The sequence below is a fragment of the Nitrospiria bacterium genome, assembly GCA_035517655.1.
Taxonomy (GTDB): domain Bacteria; phylum Nitrospirota; class Nitrospiria; order JACQBZ01; family JACQBZ01; genus JACQBZ01.
In genome coordinates this window covers 72,372-91,742 of sequence record DATIYJ010000008.1, presented here as the reverse complement: position 1 = coordinate 91,742, position 19,371 = coordinate 72,372, and the positions used below count along the sequence as shown (strand labels likewise).

The following is a 19,371-nucleotide window of genomic DNA, read 5'->3' as shown; positions in this document are numbered from 1 at the left end:
GAGGGCGGATGTCCAGGAGTTTCGTTTTAAGGATCGTGTTGGTGACCGCAGGGCTTTTGGCCTGCAACAAATCGGCCGCTCCCGCCATTTCGACCCCGGATTCCACTCTCGCCCAGGTGAACGCCGCAACGATCACGGTCGATCAGTTCAACCAGAAATGGTCGCAGCTTCCCGAAGCGGTCCGAACGGCCTACGCCGGGCCGAACGGGAAAAAAGATTTTCTGGGCGAATTGATCACGCGCGAGCTGCTGCTGCAGAAAGCGCATCAATTAAAACTGGACCAGGACAAAACCTTCGGGGAACAGGTGGAGTCCTATAAAGAGCGGCTGTTGCTGGACGCCACGCTTCATGAGCTGATCGAGAAAAAAATCCAGGTATCGGACACGGACTTGGAGGCCTACTTCAACACCCATCGGGAATCCCTTCCGTTGATTGAAGAAGCGCGGGCGAGCCACATCCTGGTCAAAACCCAAGCCGAAGCCCGGGCCCTGTTGGGACGCCTGCGCCGGGGCGCCGATTTCGCCGCGCTGGCCAAGTCGCGCTCGATCGACCCCGCCACAAAGGACAAGGGCGGCGACCTGGGCGTGTTGCGAAAAGGCCGTGTGCTCCCGGAATTCGAGAAGGCCGTTTTCGAACTGAAGCCCGGCCAGATCAGCGATGTGGTGAGGACCTCGTACGGCTACCATATCATCCGCGTTCAAAGCCGCCGCAGTCAAAAACCCCTCTCGGTGGACGACGTGCGGGACGAGGTCCGCGAACAGATCGTCAAGGAAAAAGAATCGGCCCTTTTCGACGAACTCGTCAAAACGTTGCGGGCCGAATCCAATATCGTCATTTCGGAGTCCCGATTGGCCTCCATCGGAGAAGACGCCTTAAGAAACCATGACCCTGCGCCTGCGGCTCCACACTAACCCGTTCTGTTTATATGCCCTGGTGGTGCTCTGCGTCGGCTGCGGGAAAACCGGCGTTCTCCCTTCGTCGCCGATCGTCGCCACGATTGACGAGGACAACATCAGTCTCGAAGAGTTCAGGACCGCTTTCATGGAAGCCAAGCTCGAGGGCCCGATCGACGAAAACAGCGAATCCGTCAAGGAACTCAAGCGGAACATTCTCAACGAGATGATCGAGCAGCGCCTGTTTCTGGCCGAAGCCGGAAGGCTGAAACTGGAGGTCGGCCCCGATGAGCTCCAACAAGCCATCGACCGAATCAAGGGCGACTACGCGCCCGGAGAGTTTGAGGCCATGATCCAGAGTCAACGAACCACCCTTGACCAATGGAAAGAGCGACTTCGAAAGGAACTCCTCAGCCAGAAGGCCGTCAACCAGGCCGTTCCCCAGACCATTCGGATCTCGGACGACGAAATCCAGAATTACTACCGAGAGCACCCCAAGGAATTCGTGCACCCGAACGAGGTCCGTGCGCGCCAGATCGTCGTGGCCAACGAGGAGACCGCCAAATCGCTTCGCCTCCAACTGACGCAGGGAGCCGACTTCGCATCCCTGGCGAAAGCCCGCTCGCTCAGCCCGGATAAAGAACAGGGCGGCGATCTCGGGTTTTTTACCCGGGGCGAGATGCCGGAGGAATTTGACATCGTCTTCTCCCTGGGGGTCGGAAAGATCAGCCCGATTGTCAAAACCGCATACGGGTATCATCTCTTCAAGGTGGAGGAACAGCATCCGGAGCGACCGATGTCGCCGGCCGAAGCCGCCGAGAGGATTCGAGCCCAACTGACCCAGGAGCGGCGTGAAAAGTCGTTCGCGGACTGGGTCGCCGGTTTAAAAGGAAAGGCCCGTATCAGGGTGAATGACCAGATCCTCTATCAACCGTTGGGCGTAGGGGATTCCGCCCCGGAGCCCGTTCATGAGTAAGCGATTCGCCCGCATCGTCCTTTCGGCCTTTTTGTTCACGGTCGCGGCCCAACCGCAGCTTGGCGACGCGGTGACCGTGGACCGCATCGCGGCCATCGTCAACGGCGAGATCATCACCGCATCCGACCTGAAATCGGCCGCCGCACGGGCGCGCCTCGGTTTACTGACCTTGACGCCCGATGGAACGCCGGCCCGCACGCCGGTTTCCGAACAGAAGGTTCTGGAACAACTGATCGACCAGAAACTCCAATTGCAACTGGCCCAGAAGAAGGGCATCACGGTCGAACCGGATGAAATTGATAAAGCGGTGCAGGACGTGAAACAAAAAAACGGCATGGCCAACGATGCGGCCCTTGAAAAAGCGCTGGAAGAAGAGCATTCCAGTCTCGACCAGTATAAGAAAGGGCTGAAGGATCAAATTATGATCCTCAAACTCGTGAACCGCGAAGTGAAGTCCGGCGTACTTCTGAGCGATCAGGATATCCGCGCATACTACGAGGAACATCCGGACCGGTTTCGGACCCCGTTGCAGTATCATCTTCACCAGATTTTTATCCCCCTTTCAACGCCAGACGCCTCGCCGTCATTCGACCAGAGCGTCCGGGATGCGGTTGACCGACTTAAAAAAGGCGCGGATTTTCAAACCCTGGCCCAGCAATACGCGGCCGGGGCGGACAGGAAAGGCGACGGCGATCTGGGCAACCTCGACGCGGACCAGATGCTGCCGGACGTGCACCGGGCGATCGAGCACTTAAAGCCCGGCGAGATCAGCGAGCCGGTCAAAACGGCCTCGGGGGCCCACATTTTCCGGCTCGATGAGATCCTTCCTTCCAAAACCCGCCCGATCGAGGAAGTCAGGCCGGAAATTCAGGATCTCTTGTTTCAGGAGCGATCGGCCGATTTGTATGAAAAATGGCTTAAAGATCTGCGGGCCGCCGGCCAGGTCGAAATCAAATATTAGGGAAGGAACGGAAAAAACCGCAGGGCAAGGAGGACGACATGATGACTCGAATCGCTTGGGCCGTACTGTTGACGGCCGTGATCGGCGCCTATCCGGTTTTTGCGGACGAGTTGTTCGACGCGGAAACGGCGAAACGGCATTTCAACACCGGTCTGGAGCTGTACTTCAAGCAGGATTACAAGAACGCGATCAAGGAGTTTGAGACCGCGACCGAGATCGACCCCGAAAACGCCAACGCCTACTATTTTATGGGGTATTCGTATTACAAGCTGAAGGACATGAAGAAAGCCATGGAGGTGTTCGATCAGGCATACGACGCGAACACGAAATACAGTCCCATACGAAAGACCTCAACCAACGAGCCCCTGCCGGGCCCGGAATGAGCCTAAGGCGTCTCTTTCAGGATTTCCAAAAACAGTTTGACCAGTTGGGGATCAAACTGGGTTCCGGCGTTTTTCTGCATTTCGTTGACCGCGTATTCCTTGCCGGGGGCCTTTCGGTACACCCGGTCGAATGTCATCGCATCGTAAGCGTCCACAAGGGCAACAACCCGCGCCCCCAACGGAATCTCCTCGCCTCGCAGCCCGTTCGGATACCCCTTTCCGTCCCACCGTTCGTGATCCGCCCGGACCAACGGAACAACCGGTTCCAGAAATTTGACGGGTTGAATGATCTGCGCTCCGAGGACCGGATGCTGCTTCATCACTTCATATTCGTCCGCAGTCAATTTGCCCGGCTTCTTTAGGATCGATTCCGGAATCCCGATCTTGCCGATGTCATGGAGGATCGCCGCATATTGAAGCACCTCTTGGTCGTTCTCTGAAAACCCCAACCGCCGGCCGAGCAACAGCGCGTGTTCGACCGTGCGATCCGAATGCCCCATGGTCTCCACATCTTTCGTTTCCAGGGCCGAGGCCAGCGCCTTGATGGAGTCCAGGTTGGCCGCCTTTATTTGGTTTCCTCTCAAAACGACCTCTTCAAACAGCCTGGCGTTCTCAATCGCGCCGGCCATCTGACGGGCGACGGAATCGCACAGTCGGACCTTCCCCGGCGCAAAGGGGCTCCGCTCCCATTGCCGGATCTCTCCCAGAACCAGAAGGCCTAAAAGATTTGATTTCTTGCTCACGGGACAGATTAAAAGGGACTGCAGATCTTCCACCCCGCCGGTAAAGAGCGACCGATCCAACGGGGTGCGCGCTTTGGTCATAATGTCCGCCCCGCGCAGCAAGAGAGGTTCCGAGGCCGTCTGAACCGCGCGTAGATATTCCGATTCTCGGGTTTCACAGAAACGGCCGATTTCAAAATCTCCATCGAGCTCCCGCCTCGGATGCGCGGCCATGACCATCAGATGATTCTGCTGCCGGTTGATCAGAAGAATCCGGCAGAAGGTAACTCCCAGCCGCTCCGTGGCGATTTGGGCGGAGGTCTGCAACAGCTCCCGGAGGTTCAGCGAGGATGAAACGGTCGTGGTAATTTCCAGGAGCAGAACCAGTTCTTTGGTCCGTTCTTCGAGCTTGTCCAGGCTCCGTTGCCGTTGTTCATTCGCCTCCGTTAACTCCCGGATCCGCTCTTCCAAATGTTCAACCAGTCGAACGCTGTGCTCCTTTAAGTAAACTTTTTCATCCTCGGGACTCACCGATTCCTTCAGCCCTTTTAAAAAGGTTTCGACTTGACCCGCGAACGTCGAAACATCGATCGGTTTGGCGATATAGCCGTCGCAACCGGCGGTCAGTGTCCGTTCCCGGTCGCCCTTCATTACATTCGCGGTCAAGGCCACGATGGGAATCGCCTCCAGGCCCTTCGTGTTTTTGATCTTCGTGGCCGCGGCGTATCCGTCCATATCCGGCAGATTGATGTCCATCAGAATCAGGTCCGGGTGTTCCCGCTCAGCCATCGCGATCCCGGTCATTCCGTTTTCGGCTTCCAACACCTCATACCCCTTGGCCTCAAGGACTCTCCTGATCAAAAGGACGTTCTCCGGATTGTCCTCCACGTAAAGGATCTTTCTTTTCGATTCCATTGAACCCTCCTTCTCATTACGGACGGCCCTGAGTCTGCCGTCGGCCTATATTATACATCCAAACGCTTGAGCGCGGCCTTTACTTCAACCATAAAATCGGCCTCGCCCAGGACGTTTTTCTGGATGGACGTGATCACTTTGCCGTTTAGGCGCTCCCGGTCTGCCGGCGTCAGATCTTTGGCCGTAACGATCGCGACCGGGATATTCCGGGTGGCCGGATCCGCGTGAAGGGCATCAAGAACTTCGAATCCGTCCATGCCGGGCATCATCAGATCAAGAAAAACGATGTCCGGCTTTTCATTCCGAATCAGGGCCAGCCCCTCCTCTCCGCCCATGGCCGCGTGCACCCGATACGGTTGCCGGCCCAAGACTTTTTGCATCAATGCAATCGCCATCGGATCGTCGTCAACGACAGCCACGTTGCGAACCGTTCCCAACCGGTTCAGAGCTTGGAGAACCGCCTCTTGACTGACCGGTTTGACCAGGTAATCCACCGCTCCCAGAGCATACCCTTTTCCGCTGTCATCCAGGATGGAACAGATCACGACCGGGATTTGCTTTGTTTGTGGATTCTCTTTGAGCTCCTGCAAAACATTCCACCCGCTTTTCGGTTTCATTAAGATATCAAGAACGATCGCCTGGGGATGGATACGGACCACCCGATCCATGATGTCATGGGTGGGATCCACGCCCACAACCTGAAAAGGTTCGGATTCCAGGTAACGCCGGAATAGGGAGACCACCAGCGGATCATCGTCGATCACGGCCACGATCGATCCTTGCGGCTTCTCCGATGGATCCGCCGAGGACGGTTCATCGGCGGACGGATTCGCCCGGGCCCCGCTCGTCCGTAGAACCTCCTGTGTGGACGATTCCAAGGGCAGGGTGAATGAAAATGTTGAACCGTGGCCGAACTGACTCTCCACCCAGATCCGGCCGCCATGGAGTTCGATGAACCGCTTGACGATCACAAGACCCAGACCGGTCCCGCCCTGATTCCGCGTGGTGGAGGCGTCCAGTTGCCGGAACTCCTTGAATAGTTTCGGCACGTCGTCTTGACGGATGCCCATGCCGGTGTCGCTTACACTGACACGGATCGATTTCGAATTCCTGACGGCTTTGACCCGAACCTCGCCTTTTGCCGTAAATTTGACCGCATTGCTGATCAGGTTCAACAAGACCTGTCGAAGGCGAACGCGATCCGCCCGAATCATCGGAAGGTCCTTTGCGACCTCGCTGGTCACCTCGATTTCCTTGCCCTTGATCAGTCCCTTGGACGAGGCCATCACGCTTTGGACAATTTCGTCGAGCCGGGTTTCCTCCAGGTGAAGCGTCATCTGGCCGGCCTCGATCTTGGCCACATCCAGAATGTCGTTGATCATCTCCAGAAGGTGTTTCCCGCTCTGATAGATGGCGGTCAGGTCCTTGCGCTGCACGTCCGTGATTTGACCGTCAATCCCTTCCAGCATGACCTGGGCAAACCCGATGATGGCGTTCAACGGCGTGCGCAACTCATGGCTCATATTGGCGAGGAACTGGGTCTTCAGACGATCCGCCTCCTGCGCCTTCTCCATCATGGTCTGAAGCTCTGTGTTCTTGTTCGCCAACTCTTCCGTCCGTTGGCGAACCCTCAATTCCAATTGATCCTTGGAGACCTCCAATTCCCTCGTGGTCTGCCGAAGGTCGGCGTGCGTGGACTCCAGGGCCTGGAACTGCGTCTGGAGCTGGGTGTCGCGTTCACGCAAGGAATCCGTCATCCGGTTGAAAATCCTGGCCAATTGACCCAGCTCATCCCCGGAAACCACATCAACCGATTTGCTGAGATCGCCGCGGGAAATTAAGATCGCCGTTTCGATCATCCCTTGAACCGGCCTTAGGATCGCACGCACAAACCAACTCGAACCGAGAATGCCGAAGGCGATCACCCCGAAGGTCAGGAGGACATAAAACCGGACAAGCTCCTTGCCCTTGTCTCGAACCGGGGCGTCGGAAATTCCCAGCTCGACGTATCCAATCAGCACGGCCTGATCCCGACCGCTCTGAAGATTGAACAACTGCGTCGTGGTTTCATCGATTCCCGCGTTGACCGTCTTGTGCAATATAATCGGAGCCAAAAGGGCATAGGGATATTCGTCATCCCCTTTAGGATCCGCCACCCGCTTGACCAAAATCTCCGTTTTGGCTTCGTCAAACTCACCAGGTTGGACGATACTCAGTTTGGATTTATCCTCTTCACCCTCCCTAAACTGCTCGGCCAGGATGGTCTGTTTTGCATTATAGATGCGGATGTATTCCAACGCGGTAGGTTTCTGTTCGGAATCCAGCGTCCCCTGGATGATGTTCTTCAGGTTCGCCGAATCCTCCGCGATCACGCCGAACTTGCTGGTTGAAGCCAGAGCCAGCGTCAGGCTTTTGCCCCTCATCAGAAGCTCGTTCTCCATCTCCCGGCGCATGCTGTAGAGGGAATACCAACCCAGGGACAGCCCCACCATGACGATCATCAAACCGATCATCAGGGTGAACTTCATCCTTAAACTGAATGCCGTACGCCCAAGATCCGTCATTGGATGACCTCGTCGGCCGTCTTGAGGATTTCCTCCGGAATGGCCAATCCGAGGATTCTAGCCGTCTTCAAATTGATCGTCAGACGCGCCGTTTCCGGGTAGATCACCTTGCCCTGATCCGGGACCCCGCTTCGAATCACTTGGTCCACCAGAGCAGAGGATTGCTTGCCGATCGCAGTATAATCGGGCGAAAGCGCCAGAAGAGCGCCGGCCTTCACAAAGCTGTCCGAAAAGGCCATAAAGGGAACGCCCTTCTCCAGGGTTTCCAGCAGAATGAATTGAAACGAATCGTTGGTGATCACCGTGCTGTCCGGCACCATCCAGAGGCCCTGGATTTGCGGCAAGAGTTTTTGGATCGCGCCGGGAATCTCATCCGACGTTCGGACCTCGGATTTCACCAGTTCCAACTTCAAACGGCGCGCTTCATCTTCGGCCGAACGGATCAATCCGGAGGTTTTGGTGGGATCGTAGAGGACGCCAATCCGTTTCAAAGCAGGCGCCACCGTTATGAAGGTTTTGAACTGGGACTGGACCGGAATCTCCAAACCGATCCCGATGACATTGCCGTTCTGAAGGCCGTACTGATTGGGGTCGATGACAAGACAGTAGACCAACGGGATTCCCGGAAGACCGGCTTTGGCCAAGCCAGCGGCTTTGGAGCCGACCGCCAACACCGCGGCCGGCTTGAGGCGTTTTACCTGTTCGACAATCTTCGCTCCCTCGTCGGCGTTTCCCCGCATGTTGTATTCCACAACGTCCGTCTGCGTCTGACGCCGGAAACCTTCCACGGCTTGGTCGTAGGGAAGCAGATCCTGACTCTTGATCACGGCCACCTGCGCCGAAAAGGCGCCAGCCGGCTGCAGGACGACGGTCGTCGTCCAGAACACCAGGCATAAAAAAACCCGATTAAAAATAGGCCGTGATCTTGACATAGAAATTCCTACCGTCTTGAGGAATTTGCAGGATCGGCGCGAGTTCATTGGAGGCCGGGTCCGAGAAACGCGCATTAAAAAGGTTGTTGATGGACGTCTGAACTTCAAAGTTTTTGGAGGGATTGCGGAAGGTCAGGGTAAGATTCGTCACGAAATAGGGATCGACCTTTCCGTCCACCAACACCAACTTTCGACTCCCGACGTATTGCTCTTCAATCCCGGCGGAACCTCCCTCGATGGAAAGAGGGAATAGTTGCCCGGCCTTCGCAAGGTGTCTGGGAGAATTGCTCAGCTCTTGATGAGTATCGCGATCTTTGGCGATCTGATACGTATAGTTGATATAACTTTCGATTCCGGACGCCCATTTCGACCGAAGCTCCGTCTCGACGCCGTTGCCCCAGACGCGTTCGATGTTTTGATACTCGAGTGTTCCCGTCCCCCCATCCGTCAGGTTAATGAGGTCCTTGATATCGTAACGGTAGACCGACAGGCTGCCTTTCAAATGCGGGCCCAAGGTCTGTTCAACTTCTCCTTCATAGGTGTTGATCTTTTCGGACTTGAGGGTCGTGTTGCACAGGTAGTTTACTCCGCAATAGAGCAATTCATAACCGTTCGGGACACGAAAGGCCTGACCGTAGAGGAGTTTGAACGCGCTGCCCTGCAGGGGCTCGTAAACCAAGGCGGCTCGGGGCGTCGTGTGCTTATTATCCTGGGCGTTGTAGTGAACGTAGAGGTCGTGCCGGATGCCGGCCGTCAAGGTCAGGTCGCTCATCAATTGCATTTCATCTTGCAAGTAAACCGAATAGACCTGGAAACGGTCATGGACGTTCAGATAAGAATGAAACGGATCTTCATCGAAATTTCTGAGCAGAACCTGATGGTATTGACCCTCGGTCCCGGCCACCAGCCGATTCCATGCCAGGATTTTCCAGTCCAACTGAAGTTCCGTTCCATACCATCGGCCCGGCGTGTTGTCCTTATTGATCGTCAGCGGAGGATAATCGATGGGATAGTTCGCCTTGTAGCCATACCAATCGTCGTAGGCCCGGGCCATCAATCCCAGCGTCGGCGTGATCTGGGGATTATATTTGAATTCAAGAAAATATCGGCTGTCGACGGTCTCTTCCCGGCCGTCGTTAAAAACCGTGAAGTAAGAAGCCGTAGGAATTTCCTTGCTTCGATCAAAGTAGATTCCCTGAACCCCAAAGTCTTTGTAGTGGAGTTCTCCGAAGAAGGAAGAGACGGACTCCCCGTCTGAATTTTTGGCGAAGCCGGAATCGTGAGCGGGGTTTCCATCGTTATACTCGGCAAAGTAAAGGGTCTGACCGCCGCTCTGTGTGCGGGAAGCATGGAGCATGAGGTCGAGCCCGTTCCCATACTGTTCGCCGTACGTCAGAAGCCCTTTGTTGGTATTGTAACTTCCCGACTCGGCCGAGGCCCGCAGGCCTTTAAAGTCGCTTCCCTCTTTGGTAACGATATTGATCACGACAAAGAAAGCGCTGGTGCCGTAAAGGGCCGAACCGGGGCCGCGAACAATCTCGATCCGGTCCACAATATCCAGGTCGATGCCGGATTCCCGTCCCAAGAGAAATTCATCGTAAATATCATCGTTGAGAACATGGCCGTTGAGCAGGGCGAGAACCCGTGTATTAAAGTCGCCCGGCCTTGAAAACCCGCGATCCCCCAAGTAGCTGTAGTTTCTGTCGTTGGAAACATAAAAACCGCGCACGGATCGGAGCACATCCGCCAGGGTCCGCCAACCATACTGATGGATTTCTCGGGCTGAAATGATGGTGACGGAAGCCGGGGCTTCGCCCACCACCTGTTTGTACCGCGCCGCCGAGACCACCACGGCGCCTTCCTGCTCCGCGCTAAAAAGCGCGATATCCTGTTCCAGAGGTTTCTCATCCGCCCAGGCGGTGCCTCCGGATACGATGCAAACGAATCCCAAGAGGATCAAATGACGTCTCATTCTTTAATCACCCCCTTTATCCAATGCTTGAACGAAGGATTGCACCAATTGCGGGTCAAACTGCTTGCCGGCGCATTGATGCAATTCCTCGAGGGCTTCATGACCGGCCATCCGTCTCCGGTACGGTCGGGTCGAAATCATCGCATGGTAGGCTTCGGCAATAGCCAGCACCCGTGCAAGAAAAGGGATGTCCTCTCCGCGTAAACCTTTTGGATAACCATTCCCGTCCCATCGCTCGTGATGGTAAAGAATGGCGGGCAACACGCCGTCCAACCGGGGCGCGTCCTGGAGCAGCATCTCCGCCAACATCGGATGGGCCTGGATGATCTTCCGCTCTTCCAACGTCAAAGGACCCGGCTTGTTTAAAACATTTTCCGGCGTATTCATAAGACCGATATTGTGAAGTAAACTTGCGACCCGGAGGCTCTCGACCTCCTCGGGGTCGAGTTTCAGGAACTTGGCAAAATTCATGGCCAAACGAACCACTTGATCGGTATGTCCGAACGTAAACGGCGTCTTTGCGTCGATGGCCAATCCAATCGTTCGGATCCCGCTGAGTTTTGAATCCCGGAGAATCGCCTTCAGACTGAACTGATTCTTTTCAAGATCAGCCTTCAACATGTCGCCGTGGAGTCTAACGCGATTGCGCCCGTTCTGCTTGGCAAAATAGAGGGCCTTGTCCGCCATTTCAATCATTCCGTCTTTGTCCCGGGCATCGATGGGACAATTCGCGATCCCGACGCTGATCGAAATAAACGCGCGATGACCGCCGGGCAGATCGAAGAGATGGTAAAGGACGCTGTTGCGAATGCGTTCGGCGACAACCTGGGCCCCCTCCAATGACGTTTCGGGAAGAATGATCGAGAATTCTTCCCCCCCGTACCGAGCCGGGAAATCGATGGTTCGAAGTCCTTGTTTGATGAGCTGGCCCACCTCCCGCAGAATCGCATCGCCTACCGGATGGCCGTAGGTATCGTTCAAGGTTTTAAAGTGATCCAAATCGATCATGAGAAGCGAAACCGGCCGGTTATAGCGCCGGGAACGCATGACTTCATCTTCCAGCTGTTTTTGAAAAGCCCGATGGTTGTAAATTCCGGTGGTGGCGTCCGTCATGGCAGCCGCCTCTGCCGTCTCCAAAGCTTGCGCTTGCCGAGCCAAGAGCTTCTTGGCATAGAGACTGAAAACCGCGCTGATAAACAACAGGACCGCCGTCGCCGTCGTAATCGTAAACATTTCCTGGCCGACGGCCGAAACCAGGTGGGCCGGTTTTCCACGAAAAACCAGAACGACCAGATTCGAGAAAGAACCAAAGCTGCCGGCCAGAATGAAGAACAGAGCGCCGAGCCGCTCCAGATCCAACCGCGCCTCACGGTGGAGAAGGAAGCCGAAATAAACAACGGCGCCTCCCGACACGGCCAGCGCCCCTTGTTCAATCCATCGGAGTGCGTCAACCATGGTCAGCCTGTTTTCTCCGATTCGGCCCCATGTCGGATATCGCGATATCGTTTCCACAATATCCACGGAAACAAGATTGCGACACCGATTCCGAGCAACGAACGAACCCCCTCGATCCAGGCCGGTTCCGTAAATTCGAGGACGGCTCGAACAGCCAGCAGGACGCAAAGGCTCATCAGCCATACCCAGTTTCGTTTATGGCCGACGACATCTCGACCCAGGGGAAGAATCACGAGGGCTACCATCAACACAGCGACCATCAGAACGGTTACGTTCATTACGGCGATGATGGCTTCCAACCGCATCGGTTCTCCTCAAACCGCGGAGTTCAACGCGGCCCTCGCCCGCTCCACCAACATGGCCACGCCTTCATTCGATGGTTCGATGGTTGCGTGTCCCGTGTGGATTTGGATCGAGTACCGCACGTTATCGACGATCCATTCCCGTTCGGGAAACAAAATGAGGATGCGCCGGGCCACCAGTCCCACACCGGCATCCGTCGTCTGACACAACAGCCATAAAACTTCTTGGGGATTGATTTGAGCAATCGTGTCGTATGCCCGTCTGTAGACGTTTATGGTATGCAAGAACTTTTGAGTGATTTCCCGGAGCGCATCCTCCTTGTCCGGCGGTGAAATCTCGATCTTAATCGCAAGGCACGACAGCGGATATCGGAAGCGACGCGACCGGATCCGTTCTTCTTCCACCCGTTTCTGGAAATCCTCCATACTTTTTAGAACCGCCATCGATGGATCATGATGCGGCGTCGGCTGTACATTCAGCAGATTCAGTAACGAGTGGGCAGAAATTTCCCCGTCTCCCGCCATGACCGCTTTAATTTTTTCAGCGGCTTTGCTCACCAGATACCCTTGCTCCGTCAATTTCTGAACGGCTTGGAGCAATTGAAGATCCCGCTCCGTATAGCGATAGAATATCCTTGAACCGTGCAGTTCCTGGCCGGGCCGCACGATTCCGATCAGTTTCCAGTAACCCAGTTGTCTGGCTGAAATCTTGGCCCGTCTGCAAATCTCTTTCGGAGTGTAGATTTTTTTCGCCATACCTTTCCTACTCTCTTTGAATGGAGGTTGATTGTCAGATTATATTAGAGCAATAAATGTACCAACCTTCTGTAAAATAAGACCTATTTCTAACACATGCTTGTTCAATGTAATAAATCAAGAGGTTATAAAGACGCACTATTCTCTCAATGAACGTGTGTCCTTTGAATTAGGAACCCGCCTTCCTAATCCTTGACGAAATTTGGCAATACTTCAGGGGAGTTAGTCTTTTAGGAGGTGAAGGATATGTTCTAGAATGGCATCACGACCTTCACCGGTCTTTGAAGAAAATGGAAGGATGACCTGATCCATAGCCAATCCCGGTAAGGAGGCCTTGATCTTGAGAAGCGCGCCCGAAATCTGCCCTCGGGACATCTGATCCGATTTGGTGGCGACCAGAAGACACCGAAGCTTATACGAGCTGATCCATGAAAACAATTGTTGATCCAATAGACCCGGCGAGTGGCGAATATCGACCAATACGATCAACCCACGGAGCGTCGGACGATGCGTCAGATAATCCTCCACCAAGGCCCCCCACGCCTCACGCTGGGCGAGTGAAACGCGAGCATAACCGTACCCGGGCAGATCCACAAGATAAAAGGCCGGCGATGATTTATGGCCGACGGTGATCTTGAATAAATTAATAAGTTGTGTTTTCCCCGGCACCCCGCTTGTTTTGGCCAGCCCCTTTTGTTGCACCAATCGATTCAACAACGACGACTTCCCGACGTTGGATCGCCCCGCAACGGCTATTTCCGGAAGCCCGTCCGATGGACATTCGCGTAATGAGGCGCAACTTCGTACAAACTCCGCTCGCACAATCTTCATGGCCGTCACTGTACCGAAGGCGGTCAGGACAATCAAGAGAAAAATCCGACCGCACGGTTGTTGACAGCACGGGGCTTTTCTTTTATAGTGTTGGACTATGATCGGCGATCCCGAATTCGAAAAAGTCTACCGTGCCGCCCAGGAATGCTTCGAAGAAAATCGCCTGGATGAGGCGGAACGTTTGTTCCTGAAACTCCTGGAACGAAATGCAAGAGGTTACGCAGACGTTTTCAATCGTCTGGGCCTGATCTATTCCCAGAAAGGCCTCCTGGAACGCGCCGCGCAATTTTTCGAGAAGGCCTTAGCCTTAAATCCCAAGTACACAGACGCCGCCCTCAGCCTTGTTGTGACGTACAACGAGCTTCAGAAATTCGCCGATGCCGAACGCGTCTTCACCCAAGCCGCCAAAGTGGTGCGTTCCGAGCCCACATCGCTTGATCCCTTTATTCAAGGCAAGCTGGCCAATGAACATGGCAAGTTGGGCGATGCGTATTATAACCTGGGCCTGTACGATCAAGCGCTCGATGAGTTCCGGAAGGCCGTCAAGCTCCGGCCTAATTTTGTGGATATACTCACCAAAATCGGGATGACTCTCAGAGAGAAGGGAGAATTGGATCAGGCCATCGAAGCTTTCATCAAAGCCAAAGCGACGGGCTCCCAATATGTGCCGGCGTACATTCACCTTGGGATCGCCTATTACACCCAAAACCGACGGGATTTGGCCTTGCAAGAATGGAAAGCTGCGCAGAAGATCGATCCCGCCAACCGCGCCGTCCAGGTTTACCTAAACTTGGCCAAAAAACCCTAGCTCTTTCGTTCAACCGAGGAAACCGTGAACCCGGCCGTTCTGAGGATTAAGAATCTCCGGACGCAATTTCATACGGATGAAGGTGTCGTTCAGGCCGTGGACGGCATTGATCTGACCGTCCGTCAAGGAACCGTCTTGGGACTCGTCGGCGAATCCGGATCCGGAAAATCGGTCACGGCTCTCTCGGTGATGCGCCTCATTCCGCAACCGCCCGGTCGGATCGTTTCCGGGGAGGTATGGTTCAACGGCACCGACCTGTTGACCATTAAGGAAAACGAAATGCAAGCGATTCGCGGGAAGCGGATCGCAATGATTTTTCAAGAACCGATGACGTCTCTCAACCCGGTTTTTACCGTTGGAAACCAGATCTCGGAAATGCTCCGGCTCCATCTGAAACTTAACCGCAAGGATGCCCGTGACCGTACGATCGAACTTCTGGAGTTGGTCGGCATTTCTTCCGCCGATCGTCGTGCGAAGGAATATCCGCATCAACTCAGCGGCGGGATGCGACAACGGGTCATGATCGCCATGGCCATCTCGTGCAATCCCGACCTCATCTTTGCGGACGAACCCACCACGGCTTTGGACGTCACGATCCAAGCGCAGATTTTGGTCCTTCTGGAGGAACTGCGCGAGCGGCTCGGCATGTCCCTGGTCCTGATTTCGCACGACCTCGGCGTGATTGCCGAAGTGGCTCATGAGGTGGCCATCATGTATGCCGGCCGCATCGTCGAAGAGGCCGACACCGCGGAACTGTTTGCACGGCCCCTTCATCCTTACACTCAGGGGCTTCTGGCGTCTCTTCCGCGATTCGACAAGACCGGCGGACGAGGAGAGCGCCTTCGAGCCATTCCCGGAACCGTTCCCAAATGGATAGACCAATTGCCGGGTTGTAAATTTTCTCCCCGATGCGGCGTCGCCATTCCCCGCTGTGGACAGGAGGAACCTCCGTTGAAGGAAGTTCATCCCGGCCACCGGGTCCGTTGCTGGGTCGCCTTCGGAGAAACGGCATGAAGGACGCGGGCCCACCGGCCAGAGGCGATTCCATCATAACCGGATCGTCCGAAACCGCCCTGCTCTCGGTCCGGAATCTTAAAAAATATTTCCCGATCCGCGAAGGCCTTTGGGGCCGGTCCCGACTTCGGGTTCATGCCGTGGACGATGTCAGTTTTGATCTCCGGCGCGGGGAAATTCTAGGACTGGTGGGCGAAAGCGGCTGTGGAAAGTCAACCACCGGTCGATTGATATTAAGACTGCTGGAACCGACATCGGGTGAAGTCCGCTATCAGGGCGAAAATATTTTTGAAGCCGACGGCCGACGGATGCGTCGCCTGCGTCGCGAGATACAGATCATTTTTCAGGACCCTTACGCCTCTCTTAACCCCCGCATGACCATCGGCGCCGCCCTCGAAGAGCCTCTGATCATCCACGGAATCGGAACCCGCCGGGAGCGGCGGGACCGTGTGCGCCAGCTTCTCGGAAAGGTCGGTTTGGATCCGGATGTCGTCAACCGCTATCCCCATGAATTCAGCGGCGGACAACGTCAGCGGATCGGCGTGGCCCGCGCCCTGGCCCTGAATCCCAAACTCATCGTGGCGGATGAGCCGGTTTCATCTCTGGATGTTTCCATCCAAGCCCAGGTCATCAACCTGCTTGAGGACATTCAGCAAGAGTACGCGCTCTCCATGATCTTCATCGCACACGATCTGAACATGGTCCGGCATATCAGCGATCGGGTGGCCGTCATGTATCTGGGACGAATCGTCGAATGGGCCCCGGCGGCGGATCTTTACCGGCAACCGCTTCACCCGTACACCGAAGCTCTTTTGGCCGCCATCCCCGTTCCGGATCCGAAAGTGAAACGCAACCGGATCCTTCTCGATGGCGACCTCCCAAGCCCGGTGAACCTTCCTCAGGGATGTCGGTTCTATTCGAGATGCCCGAAACGGATACCGGACTGTCTCAAAGAAGACCCGCCGCTGGTCCAGATTCGTGCCGGACACTTAGCGGCTTGTATACTCGCCAAGTAACCGCCTGGCCTCGGAATGCGGCCGATCTTCCAATCGCCGGATGCGAGACGGACTTCGTTTGACGTCAGATTGCGGAAACGATTTCTTCCGGGATTCGTCGTGGACGCCCGTTTGAGACGCAGGCCAAGACCACGATCGATTCAGCCGTCAGACGGCTGTTTTGATTTCGAACGGTATGGGAAAAAGTGAGGCTGGCCTTGGAAACATCCCTCACGAACGTTTCAATATTCAGCAGGTCGGAATAGCAGGCCGGGGATTTGTAGTCGATCTCCACGCGGGTGACAACGAAGTAGAGCCCTTTCTCGGCCCACGGTCCAAGCTCGATCCCCCGCTCACGGAGATGTTCGGTCCTGGCCCGTTCCAAATACCGCAAGTAGTTGGCATAATAAACCACACCGCCGCAATCGGTATCTTCATAATAAATCCGGACCGTCAGATGACTCTTTGACTCTCCTGCCATTGGGAAACCGCCTTTCGAGGGTTTCGCTGAAAATGAAAAGACACCACTCTGCGATGGTGTCCAGGATAAATTTTGTCCGTTTGGGAAAATCCGTCAACCCGAAGTGTCGACGGGATCGTTCGGCCGTTCAATTCATCAGATTGTTTTTAACCTGCCGATATTCCGAATTTTGAAGATGATCCAGTGCGGCTTTGATATAACCTAATCCGATAACGCACAATTCAAAATTGTCCGAAAGTTTCCGGAAAAGCGGAACAAACTGTTTATATTCACCGTAATTGAATTCGGAAACGTTGCGGTAGGAATGTTTACCGACCTTGATATAGTCGATCAGAAAATCCGGCTGGTGAATCCATTGACGGATCTTTATCCGTTTAAGAAATTCCGGAAATATTCCGACCATGAAAAGTGTAAAATCGCCGATATGCCGATGGACTTCCCGTTCCCGTTCAAACGAACCGGCATTCAACAACAGGTCGGCTTCAAGCAGCATTCCGGCCACTTCCTCTAAGCGTTTCCCTTTCGCGTTTCGAATCCGGTAGAGATGATCGACATGAGTAAAATCAAGCAATAAATTGGAGACGTAATGAACAACCGGCGGATCAGGCCATCGCAATTTCTGAGAAAATGTCCGCTCCGTGAGATCCGTGAGGAGTTGTCTCAAGGGGTGGTTATGGGGAACCGGTTTCGACATCACCGAACCCTCTCGTTCTCTCAAATTATAGCACAGATTTTTGGTGTCGTCCGATACTCAATCGGAAGTCAAATTTAACAATTGACGGCCATGCCCAATCGAAACGCTGGACCGGATCGCGCGATGAACAAAGCCTTTCGCTTTTCGAACGGCCTGTTGAACCGTCAACCCGGCCGCCAGGCCGGCCGTGATCGCCGCGGAAAACACGCACCCGGCACCGTGCAGGCGTCGGTTTCGAACGCGGGCCTTTCGAAAACGTTGGATCTTCGAATCCCCCACCAGCAGATCGAGGGCGGCATCGCCTTCGAGATGTCCTCCTTTGATTAAAACATACCGGGGTCCCATGGCATGGATTTCCATCGCCGCCCGTTCCATTTCCTTTTCGGTCCGGACCGACAGTCCCGTCAGGGCCTCGGCCTCCTTGAGATTTGGAGTGACTAAAAGGGCGAGCGGCAACAACACCTTTTTCAATAATTCGACATCGTCCTTCTTTAGAATCAAATAGCCGGTGGAAGAACGAACAATCGGGTCCAAGACGTAGCTCTCGAGCTGATATTTTTTCAGAAGTTCGCCGATGATCTCGATGCTTTCTCCATCCAAGAGCATGCCCGTTTTTACGGCTTGAACGGTTACGTCGTCCAAGAGAGTCGCGATCTGTTTCCGGAGAAGGTCGGGAGGAATCTTGACCACCTCCTGAATCCCCAGGGTGTTCTGGATCGTCAGGGAAGCGAGCACGGCGGTTCCGTGGATATTCAGATCGGCAAACGTCCTTAGGTCGGCTTGAATTCCGGCGCCGCCTGTCGGATCCGAACCGGCGATGGTCAAGGCCACGTTCAAGGCGAAAACCTCATTCAATATTCAAGACGGACAACGGATTGACACGGGCCCCGTCGATTCGCATTCCCCAATGGAGATGCGGGCCCGTCGCGCGGCCGGTGGCTCCAACTTTACCCAACACCGCTCCCTTATGAACGCTCTGGCCCTCGGCGACATCAACTTCATCCAGATGAAAATACATGGTATAGAGCCCGAGGCCATGATCCAGGATGATGCTTTTTCCACTAAAGAAGAACTCCCCCACCAAGGCCACCACCCCCTCGTTGGTTGCATGGACCTCCGTGCCTTTGGGTGCCTTGATGTCCTCTCCGCTGTGCGGGGATCGGGGCTCACCGTTGATGATCCGCCTCAGTCCAAAACTCCCGGCGATTTTTCCCTCCACCGGCATGATAAAACGGCCGTCCCAATACTTCTGCCCCGTCACCTTGTTGAGGGATTGCAAAATCTTCTCCTGTTCCTCTGCGGCGCGCTTGGCCGTCTCTTCATCCAGGTCCACGTAATTTTTAGGGACGATCAAGTCCTGCGTCTTAAAATGGGCCGGAAGCACATCGACGGTGTAATGACGCTGTTCCACAGAGCCGCCTTCTTTTGCAACTTCGACATCCAGATCCTCTCGAGAAGGAGGGTCCGCCAGATCGATACCGATTAACGCCCCGAACTGCCTTGGGATCTCTGTTTTAAAAAAGGGAAACGTTCGGCCATGCAACCGACCCTGCACGGAGACAACACGATCGCCGACTTGCACGGTGAAAAAAAACACCTCCCCTTGTTTGACGCGCAGGGGGACATCCGAATTTGCTTTCACTCGTGTTTGGGATAGAGTCTCGGCGGGCTGGGATGGCGCTTTCCCTCCCACCGTCAACAAGAGGAGACTCGCAAG

At 54.9% G+C, this 19,371-nt stretch carries 19 protein-coding genes; 7 read left to right on the top strand and 12 right to left on the bottom strand.

Annotation, left to right across the window (positions count from 1 at the left end; translation table 11 throughout):
* Positions 1 to 8: 8 nt before the first annotated feature.
* From VLY20_01200 to VLY20_01185, 4 genes are read left to right on the top strand one after another with little or no spacing between them, the layout of a single operon-like run.
* On the top strand, positions 9 to 911 hold the full coding sequence (locus VLY20_01200) for a peptidylprolyl isomerase (GenBank protein HUK55257.1): 903 nt from the start codon (positions 9 to 11) through the stop codon (positions 909 to 911).
* A complete protein-coding gene (locus VLY20_01195; protein HUK55256.1) occupies positions 883 to 1,869 on the top strand; it encodes a peptidyl-prolyl cis-trans isomerase in 987 nt (328 codons plus the stop codon). The genes VLY20_01200 and VLY20_01195 overlap by 29 nt, the downstream gene beginning before the upstream one ends.
* Positions 1,862 to 2,830, top strand: a complete 969-nt coding sequence (locus tag VLY20_01190; protein HUK55255.1) for a peptidyl-prolyl cis-trans isomerase — start codon at positions 1,862 to 1,864, stop codon at positions 2,828 to 2,830. Before VLY20_01195 ends, VLY20_01190 begins: the two co-directional genes overlap by 8 nt.
* A gap of 38 nt (positions 2,831 to 2,868) precedes the next feature.
* Complete coding sequence (locus tag VLY20_01185; protein HUK55254.1) at positions 2,869 to 3,213, top strand: tetratricopeptide repeat protein; 345 nt, start codon at positions 2,869 to 2,871, stop codon at positions 3,211 to 3,213.
* 2 nt (positions 3,214 to 3,215) lie between these two features.
* Here VLY20_01185 and VLY20_01180 read toward each other — a convergent pair whose 3' ends face one another.
* The 8 genes from VLY20_01180 to yihA form a co-directional block, all read right to left on the bottom strand.
* Positions 3,216 to 4,850, bottom strand: coding sequence for an HD domain-containing phosphohydrolase (locus VLY20_01180; GenBank protein HUK55253.1), 1,635 nt, complete (start codon positions 4,848 to 4,850; stop codon positions 3,216 to 3,218).
* 50 nt (positions 4,851 to 4,900) lie between these two features.
* Positions 4,901 to 7,414 (bottom strand): response regulator, encoded by a 2,514-nt coding sequence (locus tag VLY20_01175; protein ID HUK55252.1) that lies wholly within the window; start codon positions 7,412 to 7,414, stop codon positions 4,901 to 4,903.
* Positions 7,411 to 8,346, bottom strand: a complete 936-nt coding sequence (locus VLY20_01170) for an ABC transporter substrate-binding protein (GenBank protein ID HUK55251.1) — start codon at positions 8,344 to 8,346, stop codon at positions 7,411 to 7,413. Before VLY20_01170 ends, VLY20_01175 begins: the two co-directional genes overlap by 4 nt.
* A complete protein-coding gene (locus tag VLY20_01165) occupies positions 8,321 to 10,318 on the bottom strand; it encodes a TonB-dependent receptor (protein ID HUK55250.1) in 1,998 nt (665 codons plus the stop codon). Before VLY20_01165 ends, VLY20_01170 begins: the two co-directional genes overlap by 26 nt.
* Before the next feature lie 3 nt (positions 10,319 to 10,321).
* On the bottom strand, positions 10,322 to 11,773 hold the full coding sequence (locus VLY20_01160; GenBank protein HUK55249.1) for a diguanylate cyclase: 1,452 nt from the start codon (positions 11,771 to 11,773) through the stop codon (positions 10,322 to 10,324).
* Positions 11,774 to 11,775: 2 nt separating this feature from the next.
* Positions 11,776 to 12,078, bottom strand: a complete 303-nt coding sequence (locus VLY20_01155) for a hypothetical protein (GenBank protein HUK55248.1) — start codon at positions 12,076 to 12,078, stop codon at positions 11,776 to 11,778.
* 9 nt (positions 12,079 to 12,087) lie between these two features.
* Entirely contained in the window at positions 12,088 to 12,831 is a 744-nt protein-coding gene (locus VLY20_01150) for a MerR family transcriptional regulator (protein ID HUK55247.1), read from the bottom strand.
* A 222-nt stretch (positions 12,832 to 13,053) separates the two neighbouring features.
* The gene (yihA, locus tag VLY20_01145; GenBank protein ID HUK55246.1) at positions 13,054 to 13,698 is read right to left on the bottom strand and encodes a ribosome biogenesis GTP-binding protein YihA/YsxC; all 645 of its coding nucleotides are present in this window, start codon (positions 13,696 to 13,698) and stop codon (positions 13,054 to 13,056) included.
* A 61-nt stretch (positions 13,699 to 13,759) separates the two neighbouring features.
* Between yihA and VLY20_01140 the strand changes: the two genes are divergently transcribed.
* From VLY20_01140 to VLY20_01130, 3 genes are read left to right on the top strand one after another with little or no spacing between them, the layout of a single operon-like run.
* Positions 13,760 to 14,470 (top strand): tetratricopeptide repeat protein, encoded by a 711-nt coding sequence (locus tag VLY20_01140; GenBank protein HUK55245.1) that lies wholly within the window; start codon positions 13,760 to 13,762, stop codon positions 14,468 to 14,470.
* A 24-nt stretch (positions 14,471 to 14,494) separates the two neighbouring features.
* Positions 14,495 to 15,484, top strand: coding sequence for an ABC transporter ATP-binding protein (locus VLY20_01135; protein ID HUK55244.1), 990 nt, complete (start codon positions 14,495 to 14,497; stop codon positions 15,482 to 15,484).
* On the top strand, positions 15,481 to 16,500 hold the full coding sequence (locus VLY20_01130) for an ABC transporter ATP-binding protein (protein HUK55243.1): 1,020 nt from the start codon (positions 15,481 to 15,483) through the stop codon (positions 16,498 to 16,500). The genes VLY20_01135 and VLY20_01130 overlap by 4 nt, the downstream gene beginning before the upstream one ends.
* A 64-nt stretch (positions 16,501 to 16,564) precedes the next feature.
* Here the strand turns inward: VLY20_01130 and VLY20_01125 are convergent, their stop codons facing one another.
* The 4 genes from VLY20_01125 to VLY20_01110 all read right to left on the bottom strand — a co-directional run bounded on the left by VLY20_01125 (position 16,565) and on the right by VLY20_01110 (position 19,065).
* Positions 16,565 to 16,960, bottom strand: a complete 396-nt coding sequence (locus VLY20_01125) for a YbgC/FadM family acyl-CoA thioesterase (GenBank protein ID HUK55242.1) — start codon at positions 16,958 to 16,960, stop codon at positions 16,565 to 16,567.
* 127 nt (positions 16,961 to 17,087) lie between these two features.
* Positions 17,088 to 17,654: a hypothetical protein gene (locus tag VLY20_01120; protein HUK55241.1), complete on the bottom strand. Its 567-nt coding sequence runs from the start codon at positions 17,652 to 17,654 to the stop codon at positions 17,088 to 17,090.
* 57 nt (positions 17,655 to 17,711) lie between these two features.
* On the bottom strand, positions 17,712 to 18,485 hold the full coding sequence (gene thiD / locus VLY20_01115; protein ID HUK55240.1) for a bifunctional hydroxymethylpyrimidine kinase/phosphomethylpyrimidine kinase: 774 nt from the start codon (positions 18,483 to 18,485) through the stop codon (positions 17,712 to 17,714).
* A 16-nt stretch (positions 18,486 to 18,501) separates the two neighbouring features.
* A complete protein-coding gene (locus VLY20_01110) occupies positions 18,502 to 19,065 on the bottom strand; it encodes a M23 family metallopeptidase (GenBank protein ID HUK55239.1) in 564 nt (187 codons plus the stop codon).
* Positions 19,066 to 19,371: the final 306 nt, after the last annotated feature.